At 66.0% G+C, this 14,981-nt stretch carries 12 protein-coding genes; 5 read left to right on the top strand and 7 right to left on the bottom strand.

From position 1 onward, the window contains the following. Positions 1 to 79: 79 nt before the first annotated feature. Complete coding sequence (locus HZA32_08790; protein ID MBI5424173.1) at positions 80 to 235, top strand: hypothetical protein; 156 nt, start codon at positions 80 to 82, stop codon at positions 233 to 235. Here the strand turns inward: HZA32_08790 and HZA32_08785 are convergent, their stop codons facing one another. Then, on the bottom strand, positions 236 to 805 hold the full coding sequence (locus tag HZA32_08785) for a DNA-3-methyladenine glycosylase I (GenBank protein MBI5424172.1): 570 nt from the start codon (positions 803 to 805) through the stop codon (positions 236 to 238). A 168-nt stretch (positions 806 to 973) separates the two neighbouring features. After that, a complete protein-coding gene (locus HZA32_08780) occupies positions 974 to 1,336 on the bottom strand; it encodes a hypothetical protein (GenBank protein MBI5424171.1) in 363 nt (120 codons plus the stop codon). A gap of 189 nt (positions 1,337 to 1,525) precedes the next feature. Here HZA32_08780 and HZA32_08775 point away from each other — a divergent pair, with 189 nt between their 5' ends. After that, positions 1,526 to 3,526, top strand: a complete 2,001-nt coding sequence (locus tag HZA32_08775; GenBank protein MBI5424170.1) for an OPT/YSL family transporter — start codon at positions 1,526 to 1,528, stop codon at positions 3,524 to 3,526. Between the two features lie 87 nt (positions 3,527 to 3,613). Here HZA32_08775 and HZA32_08770 read toward each other — a convergent pair whose 3' ends face one another. Then, positions 3,614 to 4,042 carry a hypothetical protein gene (locus tag HZA32_08770; protein MBI5424169.1) on the bottom strand — a complete coding sequence of 143 codons (429 nt, stop codon included), beginning with the start codon at positions 4,040 to 4,042 and terminating at the stop codon, positions 3,614 to 3,616. Positions 4,043 to 4,138: 96 nt separating this feature from the next. Here HZA32_08770 and HZA32_08765 point away from each other — a divergent pair, with 96 nt between their 5' ends. After that, positions 4,139 to 4,870 (top strand): YebC/PmpR family DNA-binding transcriptional regulator, encoded by a 732-nt coding sequence (locus tag HZA32_08765; protein ID MBI5424168.1) that lies wholly within the window; start codon positions 4,139 to 4,141, stop codon positions 4,868 to 4,870. Between the two features lie 5 nt (positions 4,871 to 4,875). Then, the gene (locus tag HZA32_08760; GenBank protein MBI5424167.1) at positions 4,876 to 5,775 is read left to right on the top strand and encodes an MBL fold metallo-hydrolase; all 900 of its coding nucleotides are present in this window, start codon (positions 4,876 to 4,878) and stop codon (positions 5,773 to 5,775) included. A 260-nt stretch (positions 5,776 to 6,035) separates the two neighbouring features. On the opposite strand, the gene malQ is transcribed toward HZA32_08760, so the two are convergent. The 4 genes from malQ to HZA32_08740 all read right to left on the bottom strand — a co-directional run bounded on the left by malQ (position 6,036) and on the right by HZA32_08740 (position 11,482). Further along, positions 6,036 to 7,628, bottom strand: coding sequence for a 4-alpha-glucanotransferase (gene malQ / locus HZA32_08755; GenBank protein MBI5424166.1), 1,593 nt, complete (start codon positions 7,626 to 7,628; stop codon positions 6,036 to 6,038). 270 nt (positions 7,629 to 7,898) lie between these two features. Next, positions 7,899 to 8,933 carry a zinc-binding dehydrogenase gene (locus tag HZA32_08750; protein ID MBI5424165.1) on the bottom strand — a complete coding sequence of 345 codons (1,035 nt, stop codon included), beginning with the start codon at positions 8,931 to 8,933 and terminating at the stop codon, positions 7,899 to 7,901. Between the two features lie 138 nt (positions 8,934 to 9,071). Continuing rightward, a complete protein-coding gene (locus HZA32_08745; protein MBI5424164.1) occupies positions 9,072 to 10,238 on the bottom strand; it encodes a DUF3667 domain-containing protein in 1,167 nt (388 codons plus the stop codon). A 59-nt stretch (positions 10,239 to 10,297) separates the two neighbouring features. Continuing rightward, positions 10,298 to 11,482, bottom strand: coding sequence for a response regulator transcription factor (locus tag HZA32_08740; protein MBI5424163.1), 1,185 nt, complete (start codon positions 11,480 to 11,482; stop codon positions 10,298 to 10,300). A 143-nt stretch (positions 11,483 to 11,625) separates the two neighbouring features. Between HZA32_08740 and HZA32_08735 the strand changes: the two genes are divergently transcribed. After that, on the top strand, positions 11,626 to 14,427 hold the full coding sequence (locus HZA32_08735; protein ID MBI5424162.1) for a TonB-dependent receptor plug domain-containing protein: 2,802 nt from the start codon (positions 11,626 to 11,628) through the stop codon (positions 14,425 to 14,427). Positions 14,428 to 14,981 lie beyond the last annotated feature (554 nt).

Genomic DNA, 14,981 nt, shown 5'->3' with positions numbered 1-14,981 from the left:
CCGTAGCGCGCGGCCGGGTTTGCTTCGCGAGACGAGCGCGACGTGGCGAGGTAAGCTGCGGCCAACCTCCTCTACCGCCATGGCCCATCTTTTTGTCGCGCTGTTTCTCCTCGTCTTCGGCATCAACGCCCTGCTCGGGCTCGGTTTGCCGGTGTGGATCCTCGGCGCGCTCGCGTTGATCGCGGGCGTGATGCTGCTCGTGGAGCGTTTCCGCGGCGGCGTGGGTCGTCCGTGATCAGGCCAGCCGCGCGCAGTCGCGGTGACACGGGCAGGTGACGAGGTGGTCGTTGGTCATGCCCGTGGCCTGCATGAAGGCGTAGCAGATGGTCGAGCCGACGAACTTGAAGCCGCGCTTCAGCAGGTCGCGGCTCATCGCGTCGGAGACGGGTGTGGTGGCCGGAATTTTGTCGCGGGTTTTCAGTTTTGGCTGGAGCGGTGCGCCGCCGACGAAGGTCCAGATGTAGCGGTCGAAGGTGCCGAATTCCTCCTGCACGGTGAGGAAGGCGCGGGCGTTGAGCACGGCGGACGCGACTTTGAGGCGGTTGCGGACGATGCCGGGGTCGGCGAGGAGCGCGGCCTGTTTCTTCGCGTCGAAGCGAACGACCTTCTCCGGGTCGAAGCCGGCGAACGCGCGGCGGTAGTTTTCGCGCTTCTGGAGAATCGTGGTCCAGCTCAGGCCGGCCTGCGCGCCTTCGAGGATGAGCATTTCGAAGAGGTGGCGGTCGTCGTGCGAGGGCACGCCCCACTCGGTGTCGTGGTAGTGGTGATGGACTTCAGCTTCAGCCCAGGGGCAGCGGTTTTTCATCGGTGCGAGCGTAGCGCAGCCGTGCGACAGCGTTATGTCAGCAGCGAAGCGCGGAATGGCGCGACGCTCGGGCACGCGAAGCGCCGCAACGTGTCCCGCCAACGGTCAAGTCCGCTGGCCGGTTCCGCACGGAAATTTTGCGTATTACGCAAAATTGCCGGAAGAGGGTTACTGGCCTTTCTCACGACCGAGGCGTTGTTGTTGTTCCAGCCACAGGAGGAGGAAGATCGTCCGCTCCGCATCAGGCATGGCGCTGCGGGCCTCGAAAAATTCATGGATGCGAGATGGATCGAGACCGAGGACGCGGGCGAGGCGGGACTTGGCGCCGCGTTGACGCAGATACGGGCGGGCCGCGTCGACCAGCGCGAGCCAGAGCGGAGTTTCGCCTCCGGGACGCAGCGTGGCGCCGCGCGGTTGGGGCGCCGGTTTTAGGCGCCGTCGGAGTTCACGCGCCAGTGCCGTGGCAGGGATTTCCAGTAGCGAGGCGAGGGCGAGCGTCCGGTTGAGACGGGCGGAAGGCAGTGTTTCCATATTTTGCGTATTACGCAAAATAGTCCGGGAGCGCAAGCAGGCGACAGAGCGGGCGTTGAGATGGGAGGAAGCGTGCGGAGCGAATGGAAGCGTGCGGTGGGCGAGTGTTGCTGGTCAGTGCAGGGTGCTCGGCAACTGCGCTCTCGCCATCGCCGTGGGGCTGTGCAGGGTTCCGCGCGTTACCTCTCTATGGCCCTCCAGCAATTGACGGATGAGCAGACGCGGACGTGGACCCGCGCGCAAAAAGACCGGTGGTGGTTCGAGAATGTCTATCGCGGCGAGATGCCGCAGCTGACGCTGCGCTCGGGGCTGACAGGTTTCGCGATCGGCTTCGTGCTGGCGGCGACGGCGCTCTACATCGCGGCGAAGACCGGCATCTCGATCGGCGTCAACCTCACCTCCGTGATCGTGGCGTTCGCCATGTTCCGGATGATGGCGAAGGCGGGCATCGCGCAGGATTTCACCATTCTGGAAAACAACGCCACGCAATCGATCGCTTCGGCGGCGGGTTACATGGTGACGCCGCTGACCACGAGCCTCGCGGCCTACATGGTGATCACGGGCCACATTCTCGAATGGTGGCAGATGATCGTGTGGATGGCGGTCGTGGCCACGCTCGGCGTGCTGGTGGCGTTCCCGATGAAGCGGCGCTTCGTGAACGAGGACCAGCTGCCGTTTCCCGAGGGTCGCGCGGCCGGCGTCGTGCTCGATGCGCTCTACACCGGGCAGGAGGCGGCGGGACTTTTTAAGGCGAAACTGCTCGCGGTGACGACGCTCGTGACGGGTCTCTGGCAATTCATCATCAGCGATGGTTGGATGCGCTTTCTGCAATTCACGGTGCTGCGCATGCACCAGTGGGCGGGCCTGAAGGAGCCGTGGAATTTCCAGGAAACCGTCGACGTCTACTATTACGGCGCGGCGGCGAAGTATTCTTGGTGGATCCCGAAGATCCTCGGCACCGACATACGCCAGCTGGGCCTGCGGCTCACGCTCGACGCGGCGATGCTCGGCGTCGGCGGCCTCATGGGCATCCGCGTGGCCACGAGCTGCGTGCTCGGGGCGGTCCTGAACTACGCGGTGTTGGCGCCGATCATGATCCAGCGCGGCGAGATCAAGAGCTACGTGGCGCCGAGCGGTGCGCTGGTGAACATCTCGCGCGGCGAGATCGTGAACCAGTGGGCGCTGTGGTGGGGCGTGGTGATGATGGTCGTCGGCGCGTTGGTCGGCCTCTTCGGCAAGCCGGAGCTGTTCACGCGCGCGTTCGCGACGATTTTCCGCAAGAAGGCCGCGCCGGTGGCGGGCGCTGCACCCGAGAAGGACGTGTTGCGCGACATCGAGCTGCCGTTGTGGCTGTCATTTGTCGGCGTGCCGATCCTCGGCGTGCTCGGAGCGTGGGTGAACCATGCGTTCTTCGGCGTGCCGTGGCTGTTGTCGTTCCTCTCGCTGCCGCTGATCGTCGTGCTCGCGGTCATCTGCACCAACTCCATGGCGCTCACGTCGTGGATGCCGACCGGTTCGCTGGCGAAGATCACGCAGTTCACGATGGGCGCGATCGACCGCTCGAATCCCGCGAGCAACATTCTGCCCGCCGGCATGACGGCGGAGATTTCCTCCAACGCCGCGAGCCTGCTCTCGGACATCAAGCCCGGCTACATGCTCGGCGCGAAGCCGCGGCAGCAGGCGATCGGTCACATGATCGGCATCTTCTCCGGCGCGCTCGCGGTGACGCCGCTGTTCTTCCTGCTCTTCGCGCCGGCGAACAAGGAAGGCGTGCGCTCGACGACGACGATCATCTCGGAGCAGTTTCCCATGCCCGCCGCGATGCAATGGAAGGGCGTCGCCGACATCATCGCCAAAGGCGTGCACAGCCTGCCGACGTCCGCGATCATCTCGATGATCGTCGCGGCGGTGGCGGCGGCGACGTTCGAGATTTTGCGCATCAAGACCAAGGGCCGCTTCCCCATCTCTGCGGTGTCGGTCGGTCTCGGCGTGGTGCTGCCACCGGCGTCGTGTTTCATGATGTGGGTCGGCGCGATGATCTTCTGGTGGAAGGGCCGGCAGAATCCGACACCCGGCACGAAGGGCCACGACTTATGGGTCGAAGGCTACGAATCGATCTGCGCCGGCCTGATTTCGGGTTCCGCGCTGGTCGGCATCGGCAACGCCATCATGAACGTGCTGCTCGGGTGATCCCGCGCGCGGATGGCGCGTTGGTGGCAAACCCGCGCCCGGGGGTCGCGGGCTACCGATCGCCGCACTCGCAGCGTGCCGCGCCGCTCACTTCGCGTGGCAGCGCGGGAAGAGTTTCGTCATCAGCTCGTGGATCATTTTGTCCGGCGATTTCTTCGTCACGCCGGGGTGAAAATAGCGCGCGGTGGACATGATGACGTTGTAGTCCTTGGCGGGGCGCACGGCGACGTTGAGCTCGATGAGGTAGGCGCGAAAATCCCATTCCTCGCGCGCGTCGTAGGTCACGATCAGCTCCGTGTTGTCCGGCATCATCGTGAGCGGGCCGACGGCGGCGTCGTAGCCGAGCGCCTGGAGTTCGCCCACGAGCTTGCGACCGACCCCGAGGTTGTCGTTGAGGCGTTGCTCGACCCAGACGTGGCGCCGCTTGCCGAGGTCGACGCGCCCCTCGGTGGTGAGCGAGGCACAACCCGCGGCGAGCGCGGCGAAACCGAGGAGGAGCCAGGCCAGAATCTTCATGGACGCCCGGAGACAGGCACTTCCGCCGTTGGTTCGCAACTCCCGAGGTTTCGGCACTTGCGGCGGGCGCGGCGGACCGCCTACTTTGTCCGCCTTATGGGACGTCAATGGCTGCACGCGAAACGCGCGATCGTTAACCTCAAGAAGGGTCAGGTCGTCGGCAAACTCGTGAAGGAAATCACGGTCGCCGCGAAACTCGGCGGCGGCGACATCACCGCCAACGCCCGGCTCTTCGCCGCGGTCGAAAAGGCCAAGAAGGCCAGCGTGACGCGCGACGTGATCGAGCGCGCCATCGCGAAGGGCGCCGGCACGGGCGGCGAAAAGGCCAGCCTGGACCATGTCGCCTTTGAAGGCTACGCCCCGCACAAGGTGCCGGTGATCGTCGAGTGCATGACCGACAACGTCCAGCGCACCGCGCCGGAAATCCGCGTGCTCTTCAAGAAGGGTGTGCTCGGCCAGGCGGGCTCGAACAAGTTTCTCTTCGACCACACCGGCATCGTCGAGGCGCACACCGCCGCGGCGGGCGCCGATCTCGAGGCCGCCGGCATCGAGGCGGGCGCGAACGACTTCGCGCCGCTCACGCATGCGGAGAACGACGACATCCCCGAAGGCGCCTCCGGCGCGCGTTTCCTGTGCGACCGCACCGCGGTGCACACTGTCGCGACCTGGCTGAAGAGCAACGGCTGGAGCGTCATCACCGCGGAAATCGGCTACGTGGCGAAGCAGTTTCCCGAGTTGAACGACGCGCAGCGCGCCGAGGTTGGCGAGTTCCTCCAGGAACTCGAGGATCACGACGACGTGCAGCGCGTGTGGGCGGCGGTGAAGTGAGCGCGATCCGTTTCGTCGACGGCCTGCATCTCGGCCGGCCGAAGGTCATTGGCACCGGTGTCGTGGGCGACGAGAAGCTTGCGCTCGTCGACTGCGGGCCGGAGTCGATCTTCAACAACACCGTCGCGGGCCTCCTGCACGCGGGTCTGCGACCGGAGAACGTCACGCATGTGTTCGTGACGCACATCCATTTCGACCACGCGGGCGCGGCGTGGCGGTGGGCCGAGGAATACGGCGCGACGGTCTGCGTGCACCCGAAGGGCGCGCCGCACCTCGCCGATCCGGCGAAGCTGCTCGCGAGTGCGACGAAGATCTTCGGCGACCAGATGAACTATCTCTGGGGCGACATGCGCCCGGTGCGGGCGGACAAGCTCCGCGTCGTGCAGGACAACGAGACCGTCGAGGCGGGCGGCACGATTTTCACCGCGCTCGACACGCCCGGTCACGCGCAACACCACCACGCGTGGTGGCTCGAGCGGGAGCGGACGCTGTTTTCCGGCGACGTGATGGGCGTGGTGATCGACGGCGGGCCGTGCCTGCCGCCGTGTCCGCCGCCCGACATCAACATCGAGCAGTGGCTCGGTTCGCTGCAGCGGATCATGAAGCTCCAGCCGGCGCGCGTGTTCTTCACTCATTTCGGCGAGATCGACGATCCGGCGAAGCGCCTCAACGAGCTGGTCGAGCGTCTGCTCGACTGGGCGGAGTGGATCGCCGAGGAGCTGAAGATCGGCATGCCCGAGGAAAAAATCGTGCCGCTGTTCGAGCAGCGCGTGCGCGCCGAATTGAAAATGGCGGGCTTGAGCGACGAGATGCTCGATACCTACGAGCAGGCGGACCCGGCGGCGATGAGTGTCGGCGGCCTCGCGCGCTACTGGCGGAAATTCCGGCCCGAGCAGATCAAGTGACTGGGTCTCGCGCGCGGCTCGCTCCGCGATTTTCCCTCTGAGAAAAACAAAACGCCGGCTCCGAAGAGCCGGCGGCTTGGGGTAGCAAGATGCAACGACGGGCGTTACTTCTTCTTTTTGCCGGCTTTCTTGGTGGCCTTTTTGGCCGCTTTTTTCTTTGCCATGGAAAATTCCTAACGAGCGCGCGCGCAAGATGCACGGAAAATATTCCGTGTGACGCGCGGTGCGACGCGGCGTGAAAATTTCTCCGCGCGAAAAAATCAGCGTCCGTAGAGCTGCGCGAGGTCGCGCAGATAGTTCGTGGTGCCGCCAAAAAGTTTTTCGAGATCGGCCGCGCGGTAGCGCCACTGCCAGTTGCCCTCAGGTTTTCCGGGCGTGTTGAAGCGCGCGGCGCTTTCGAGCGAGAGCACGTCCTGCAGTGGAATCACGGCGAGGCGCGACGCGCTCGCGTAGGCGGCGCGGAGGAAATCCCACGCGACTTCCTGGCCGGAAACGCGGAAGTAGCGGCGCACGTAGTCGCGCTCGTGCTCGCTTGCGGTGCGATACCAGCCGAGCGTGGTGTCGTTGTCGTGCGTGCCGGGATAGATGACGCTGTTCGGCGTCGCGTTGTGCGGCAGGTAGCTGTTGGTCGCGTCGCCGCCGAAGGCGAATTGCAGCACGAGCATGCCGGGCAGGCCGGTCTGCGCGAGGAGGTCGCGCACGCTGGGCGTGAGGTCGCCGAGATCCTCGGCGATGATGCGCGCGTCGGGAAATTCGCGGTGAAACGCACGGAAGAGCTCGAGGCCGGGGCCCTGGCGCCACTCGCCGACGCGCGCGTTCGTCGCGGGCAGCGGGATGCGCCAGTAGGTGTCGAAGCCGCGGAAGTGATCGATGCGCACGATGTCGTAGAGCTCGAACGCGGCGCGCATGCGCTCAATCCACCAGCGGTAATTTTCCGCGCGGTGCGCTTCCCAGCGGTAGAGCGGATTGCCCCAGAGCTGTCCGTCGGCGGAGAAATAATCCGGCGGCACGCCGGCGACGGCGATCGGGCGCTTGGTTTGCGGATCGAGTTCGAAGAGGCCCGGGTTCGACCACGCGTCGGAGGAGTCGAGCGCGACGAAGATCGGCAGGTCGCCGACGATCTCGATGCCGCGCGCGCGCGCCTCGGTGCGGATGAGGTGCCATTGACCGAAGAAGAGGTATTGGGCGAAGCAGCAGCGCTCGATCGGCTCCTCGAGCAGCGCGCGCAGGTCGGATTTTTGCGCGGAGGCGTAGTCGCGCAGCTCGACGGGCCACTCGGTCCACGACGCGCCGTTGAAGTGGTCCTTCAGCGCGGTGAAGTAAGCGTAGGGCATCAGCCAGGAGGCGTGGCGGTGCTTGAAGGCCTCGAACTCGCCGTAGGGCGCGGCGACTTCGCGCTCCATGAAATTACGATAGGCGCGTGCGAGCAGCGGACGCTTCTTCTCATGCAGCGCGCCGAAATCGACGCGGTCGGTCGGCAACGTGCGCAGCGGCGCGAGGTCGGCCTCGTCGAGCAGGTCGTGCGGCACGAGCGCGGCGAGGTCGATGAGGTGCGGATTGCCGGCGAAGGCGGAAAAGCAGGCGTAGGGCGAGTCGCCGTAGCCGGTCGGGCCGAGCGGGCAGAGCTGCCAGTATTTCACGCCGGCTTGCTGGAGAAAATCGAGGAAGCGCAGCGCGTGGGCGTCGAACACGCCGACGCCTTGGGCGCCGGGCAGCGCGGTCGGGTGGAGGAGCACGCCGGCGCCGCGGGAGCGCAGCCAGTTGAAGAGCGGGAGCGGCGCGGTGGCGTTGCCGGCGGGAGCGGCGGCGGGCGGAGCGGACTTCGTGGCGGTGTGGGCGGAGGATTTTTTCACGCGAGGGAAAGAGGGAGTGCGACGGTAGCGGGACACGCGCGGCGGTCAAACTGTGCGTCGGCGCAGGCGGGATAGGTTGCCGCTACAGGGCCGATGGTTCGAGCGGTTTGGATCGAGGTAGGGCGCGACCGCTGGGCGCGCCGTGGAGACGTTCGCGGTCGGCCCAGCGGTCCGACCCTACCGGCGTTGCCGCGCCAGACGGCGGGCGAATGCGGATGGTATTCGTGAGCAGAAGTGACCCGCGCCCGGAGGTCGCGCGCTGGCTACACGTCAGGCGATCTCGATGACGGTGCGCGCGGCGCTGCCGAAACGGTCGAGGTCGTCGAGGACGGAGTTGATGGCGGCGGCGTCGAGCGCGACGCGACGCGTGACGATGGGGTCGAGTTGCAGGCGGCCATCGGCGGCGAAGCGGAGCAGGTCGGGGATTTCCGTGGCGAGGTGATCGGAGACGCCGATGATCTCGGCCTCCTGATTGATAACCTCGTGGTAAGGGTCGACGCCAAGCGGAGCGCGCGTGAGGCCGGCGAGCGCGGCGCGGCCGAGTTTGCCGAGGACGCGGACGGATTGCTGGATGGTTTGCGGCAGGCCGACGAGTTCGAGCGCGACGTCGACGCCGCGGCCGCCGGTGGCGCGGCGGATCTCGGCGACGGGGTCGCTCGTGCGGGCGCTCACGGGCGTGGCGCCGAAGCGTTCGGCGAGGGCGAGTTTGTCGGCGTTGAGGTCGACGGCGAAGACGCGGCCGGCGCCGAGGGCGCGCGCGAGTTGCACGGCGGAGGCTCCGAGACCGCCGATGCCGAAGATCGCCACGGTCTCGCCGGGCGCGAGGCGGGCCTTGCGCAGCGCGTGGAGCGCGGTGGCCGACGAGCACATCATCACGGCGCCGTGAGCGAAGGAGATTTCGTCGGGCAACGGAAACACGCTCGCGGCGGGCATGACGATGAATTCCGCCATGCCGCCGTCGCGGTGGCGGCCGATCATTTTGCCGGTGCCGCAGAATTGCTCGTGTCCGCCCGCGCACCACGCGCACGTGCCGCAGGTGGCGAGGTAGTGCACGCAGACGCGCTGGCCGCGAGCGAGCGAGCGGATGTTGGCGCCGAGTTCGGCGACGGTGCCGGCGACTTCGTGGCCGAGGGTGAGCGGCAGGAGGCCGTCGAAATTGGCGATGCCGTTCCGATAGTGCGCGTCGGAGTGGCAGATGCCGGCGGCGTGGACGCGGATCAGCACGTCGTCGGGGCCGGGCGTGGGCGGGGAGACGTCGTGGAGTTCGACCGGGCGATGCGGGGCGACGAGTCGGAGGGCTTTCATCGGCGCGGCCAGTTTCGCGAGCGCGGCGGGCGAGGCAACTGCGCGGTGGCGCGACGCAGGCGACACGGCGAACGGCGCGGGAGAGGCGATGGACGCGGCGGATTGCGGTCGCGCCTCGCTTCAGGCCGCCGGCGCCGTTCAGAGCATGAGGAACAGCACGACGGCGGTGGTGAAGAAGCCGACGGCGATCGTGAGCAGATAGGCGAGCGAGAGGAGCGCCGTCTTGAAAATCGTGAGCTTCCACGAATTGCCGTAGAGGCGCCGCAGCATGAAGAACGGATAGAGTATGAGCCAGAGGTTGGCGGCGAAGGCGATGAGGCCGCCCACGTGCGCGAACTGTCCCAGAAAAGCCCAGCCGTCGCGGAACATCACCCAGAGATAGATGAAGGTGTGGTAGTGGATCGCGCCGACGAGGTGCTGGAGGTAGACTTGGCCCGATTTGCGGAAGAGCACGCGAGTGTAGAGCGCGAAGAGCGGCAGGCAGAAGAGGAGCATCTTGGGCAGCGCGGCGAGGAAGGAGTGGCTCATCTCCTTGCGGAATTCGGGTTCGAGTGCGCGCTGGCCCTGGTGCTCGATGAAGCGTTCGAAGACGTTTTTGTCCTTCTCGGGCTTGTCGATGCTCACGACGCTGAGGTGCGGGCGATTCGGCTCCTTGGCTTTAACCTCCGGCTTGCGGGCGCTCGCCTCTGGCACGGGATCGGTGGCGCCTTCGCGGGGCTTGTTCGCGTTGTGTTTCTCCGCGGCCTGTTTGGCTTGGCTCTCGGCGATCGCGTCGAAAGCTTGCGCGGCGGTGGCGGGCTTGCCGTCGACGGTCAAGCCGGCCAGCTTGGGCGGCGCGCCGGAGAAGGTGAGGCCTTGGGGTCTTCCATCTCCCGGGCCGACGCTCACGGCATCGAAGTCCTTGCCGCTCGTCGCGAAGAGCAGGATGAAAAATACGAACGCGGTGAACAGATAGAGCCGGAACGGCGGCATCTGCGACGCGCGCTTGCCGGCATTGAAGTCCGCAGTGAGCTGGCCGGGGCGGAAGAGCAGCGTGATGATGTTGCGGAAGAATTTCGCGTCGAAATGGAGGAAGTTCTCCAATGCCTCGAGGAACACGTGCCCGAACGAGCGATGAAATTCGAAGTCGTGCTGGCCGCAGGCGTGGCAGAAGGGGCCCTTGAGCTCGGTGCCGCAGTTTTCGCAATGCGTGTGGATCGGGCCGTGCGCATGGCCGCGCGGCTCGGCGGCATGCGCGGCGAGTTGGTCGGCGGCTACGGTGTCGGCGACGGGATCGCCGTCCGGCAGGGTCGGTTCAATGGACACGCGCGGAGTGGAGCAAACGCCCCCGGGGTGCGCAACTCCGCAGCAGTCGGCCGTGGCGCTCAGCCGCGGAGCGCGATGATGAGCTTGGCGCGGCTGTTGACGCGCAGCTTCTGGAACACGCCGCTGAGCTGCACCTTCACGCTGCCTTCGGTCTTCTTGAGTTGGGCGGCGATTTCCTTGTTGGTCAGGCCGGCGCAGACGAGCTGGGCGAGTTCGCGTTCGCTCGGGGAAAGCTGGTGCAGCAGGCGGTCGGACGAGGACGCCGGCAGGGTGCTGGTGGCGGCGACCGCCTCGCTCATCCGCAGGCGCACGACGAAGACGGGTTTGGTGAGCGTGCCGTTTTTTTCCGGACGCAACGCGATCAATGCCTCGTGTCCGGGCTGATGGGAGAGAATGTGGCGGGTGGGCGCGTTGCCCTCGACGGGCAGCGATCCACCCGGTCGCGTCTGCCATTCGCGCCGGAGCTCGTCGCACGCGGCGCGGATTTCCTCGGGGATCGCGAACACGGCCTGCGGCGTGTAGTTGCGGGCGCGCTCGTGGCCGAGATTCCAGACGGCGCAAAGGGCGAGAGCGTCCTGCGAGACGTAGATCGGCTCGAGATTCCAGTCGAGGAAGAGGACCGCGTCGGGCTTGGCGCGATAGAAGCCTTCGAGCAGACGCCGGCGCTGGCGCTCCTGTTCGAAGATCTTCATGCGGTCGAAGGCGACCTTGATATGCGGATGCACCGCGTTCAGCACACCCATCTCATGCGGTGTGAAATCGCCTTGGTCCGCCCGGCGGCGCAGGGCGAACGACGTCTCGACGCCGCGGCCGTGCCAGAAGAGCAGGTGCGCCGAGTAGCGCCAGTCGTAGGTCGACATGTAGCGCCGGTAGTAAGGTGTGCGATCGATTTGGCGCGGATCGGCGACGAGCTGGCTGTGCTGGTAGGCGGCGATGCCGTGGTTGAGATCGAGAAACGGCTGGAAGAAAGCGCGACCCTCCGCGGCGACGAGCTGGTTGGCGTGCTCGTCGTGCGGGAAGCGGGAGCGCGCGGAGGAGAAGCGCTTGGTCGAGGTCTCCTTCTTCCAGTCGAGGTAGTTGACCGACATCACGAGCGTGTCGTGCGGGACGAGTTCCTCGAGCAGTCCCTGCAGGGCGCTCCACAATTCGTTGAATTCGAGCGCGCGATGCAGATTGAGCAATGCGCCCTGGCCGGCGCCGGCAGGAAGGAGGCCGAGATTATGACTGGAAGAGGCGTGACTCAACGCGCGCAGCGGAGCACGGGCCGGGCCAGCGCGGCGAGTCTCAATCCCGACGTATGACGAGAGGCGGACGTTTATTAACCTAAGTTAGTTTGTGCGGGCACGCAGGCGGCTGAAAGGTCGCCGCACCCCGTCGCTCACACACTATGAACCTACACACCTCTCGTTTCACCCGGGCGCTCTGCTGGTTGGCGCTGCCCGTGTTTGCTTTCGCCCAAACCGCGCCAAAATCCGGACCCGCGGAAGAGCCGGCGAAGAAGATTCCCGTCGAAGAAAAGAAGACCGCGGACGATGACTCGAAGACGTTCCAGCTGCAAGAGTTCGAGGTCACCGGCACGCGCATCCGCACTCTCGGTCAGGAGCAGGGCGCCTTGCCCGTGCTTTCGATCCCGCAAATCGAACTCGAGCGTCGCGGCGTGACGCGACTCGCCGACATTCGTTGGGCGGTGCCGCAACTCGGCGGCTCGATCGGCTACAACGACAACATGCAGAACAGCGGCACGTCGCCCGCGCAGACGGTCGGCACGTCGTTCAACTTGCGCGGTGTCGGCGGCAATTCGACGCTCGTGCTCGTCGACGGTCGGCGCATTCCGCACACCGGCCAGGAAGCCCCCGGCGGCGCCGGCGGCCGCGAGGACTTTTCCGTCGATGGCATTCCGATCTCCGCCATCGAGCGCATCGAGGTGCTGCCCCAGGGTGCGGGCGCGATCTACGGCGCCGAGGCCATCGCGGGCGTCGTGAACGTCATCCTGAAGAAAAATTTCCGCGGCGCGGAGCTGCGGGTGACTTACGACAACACGTTCAGCACCGACGCGGCCAACACGATCGTCAGCCTCACCGCCGGCTATCGCACGGGGAAGCTCAGCACCTTCATCACGCTGTCCGCCGAGGACCAGAATGCGCTGCTGGGGCAGGACCGCTGGTGGACCAGCACCTACGACACGCGCAAGTTCGGCGACGCGAACTCCAACTTCCTGTTCAATCCCGCCAGCGGACCGGGCACGCTCTCGACCCAGTGGTGGCAATACACCGCGAGCAGTCCGTTCATCACCGGCTTGAACACGCACGTGGTCGCGATCCCGGCCGGTTCCACCGGCACGACGGCTGCCAATGCCGCCTACACGACGACCATTCCGGCGCCCTTCGATGCGGGTCCGTCGGCCTACACGATCGGCACCAACACGCGCCTGAGCGCCGTGTTCAAGGCCGACTATGAACTCACCTCCTGGGCGAACCTCTACTTCGAGGGCCGCGCGAGCAAGTTCCGCTACGATTACATCGGCGGTTACCCGACTCTGACGACGCAGTTGCCGGCGGGATATCCCGGCAATCCGTTCAACCAGGCGCTCTATCTTCAGAAGGTCTTCGTCGATCTGCCGCGTTCGCGCACGATCTCCGCGCAGGAGAACCAAGCCCTCACGCTCGGCGTCCGCGGCAGCTTCCTCGAGAACTGGCGCTACGACGCCAGCGCGTCCTTTGCCCGCAACATCGTGTCGGACGACGCGCTCACCGCTTCGGGTTTCAATTTCGGACTCCTCAGCGCCGCGATGGCCAGCGCCAACAAGCCGGTCCTCGCCTACGACAGCTCCAAGGTCGCCAACCCGAACGCGGCCGGCGTGCTCGAGGCGTTGTTGCCGGTCAACGACCACAAGGACACGTCCGACAACTATCAATATAGCGTCATGGCCGACGGTCCCGTCTGGAAAGGCTGGGCGGGCGAGTGGCACATCGCCGTTGGCGCGGAGGCCAGCACCGAGAAAGTGAAATTCTGGCGCGAGCAAAACGCCTCGACGCCCACCTATGTGCTGACGAAGCCCTTCAAGCGCGACCTCACCGCCGCCTTCGGCGAAGTGAGCATCCCGCTCCTCTCCGACGCGCAGCACCTCCTGCTCGTCGACCGCCTCGAAATCGGCGGCGCGTGGCGCGCGTCGGATTATTCGGACATCGGTTCCGCGGTCACGCCGACCTATCGCGCTTTCTACCGGCCGGTGAAATGGATCGCGATCCGCGCGTCGCGCTCCGAAGGCTTCAAACCCGTCCGCCTCTACGACCTGCTGGCGCCCGTTACTGAACTCCCGACGACCGTCCGCAGCACCAGCACGACCGTGGATCCCGCGCGCGGCAACACGCTCATTCCTCGCACCGATTATCTCACGCGCAGCGGCGGCAATCCGGCGTTGCATCCCGAAGAATCCGTTTCGCGCAACGTCGGCATCGTGATCGATGTGCCCGGCCAATGGTTCAAGGGCCTCTCGGTGTCGGTCGACTACTACGACTTCAGCTTCACGGAGCGCTCCGGTTCCACGAGCCTGCAAACGCTGCTGCACTACTTCCCGGAACGCGTTTTCCGCAATCCGCTCACCGATGCGGATCGCGCGCTGGGTTACACCGGCGGCACGATCAAGACCGCCGCCCAGGGCGAGCTCGGCTGGGACGCCAGCAACATCAACCTCGCCGGCGTCACGACCAAGGGCTGGGACTACCGCGTGAGCTACGACCGCACCTTCGACTTCGGTCGCTTGTCGATCAGCGCCTCGCTCTCCGATCCGAACGTGACGTGGGAGAAGGCCACGCCGGCGGCGACGCCGACGTCCGCGTTTGGCCACCAGCCGCGCAAGACCACGCTCACGGCGTTCTGGGGCCGCGGGCCGTGGGACGCTGGCGTGACCGTGAATCAGCAAGCGGCCTATTACATCCAGGGCATCGGCAGCATTCCCTATCCCGAATACACCGAGGTGAACCCGCAGGTCTCCTATAACTTCGGTTACGGCGACCGCTTCTCCGCCAGCTCGAAGATCTGGTGGGAGCGCGCGTTCAGCGGCTCGAAAATCACCGTGACGATCAAGAACGCCTTCAATGAGGACGCGGAGGTCACGAATGGTGTGCCGCGCTACGTGGGCGATCCGCGCCTGCGCCGTTACATCCTCTCGCTGACGAAGAAATTCTAACCGCCGTTCGATTCCATGAAACTCCACGCCCTTTGTCTTGTTGCAGTCAGTGTTCTTGGTTGTGCCTCGCTCGTGCCGCTGGCGCGGGCGCAGGCGACCGAGAGCGCCGCACCCGCCGTCGCGAAATCGCCCGCCGATCTCGACTATGAAGCGGTGTGGACACTCTATCGCGCGGATCCGCCGGCGGGCGTCGAGCACCCGTCGAAGGAATTCTTCCGTTGGCAGGACAGGAGTTTTCAGGATTTCGCCGCCGCGGTGCGCGCGTTCGGTGAAAAATATCCGACCGATCCGCGCCGCTACGAAGGCTGGGTGCAGGCGAGCTACACGGGTCCGTCGTTCATCGTGGATTTCAAACCGGAGTTCGCGGAGAAGCCGAACTGGGCGAACCTGATCGTCGATGACGCCAAGGTCCTCGCGTTCCGGAGCGAACAGGTCCGCCTGCTCCAGCAAGTGGTCGAAGCCGACGACGCCACGCCGCGGCAGCGCGCTGGAGCGTTCAACGCGCTCCTGACGGACGCCGGCACCGTCGCGCGCCTGAAGGGCGAAAAATTCGA

The organism is Opitutia bacterium, assembly GCA_016217545.1.
In the GTDB taxonomy this organism is placed as follows: domain Bacteria; phylum Verrucomicrobiota; class Verrucomicrobiia; order Opitutales; family Opitutaceae; genus Didemnitutus.
Note: the sequence above shows the minus strand (reverse complement) of the source record. Positions and strands in the feature narration are given on the sequence as shown.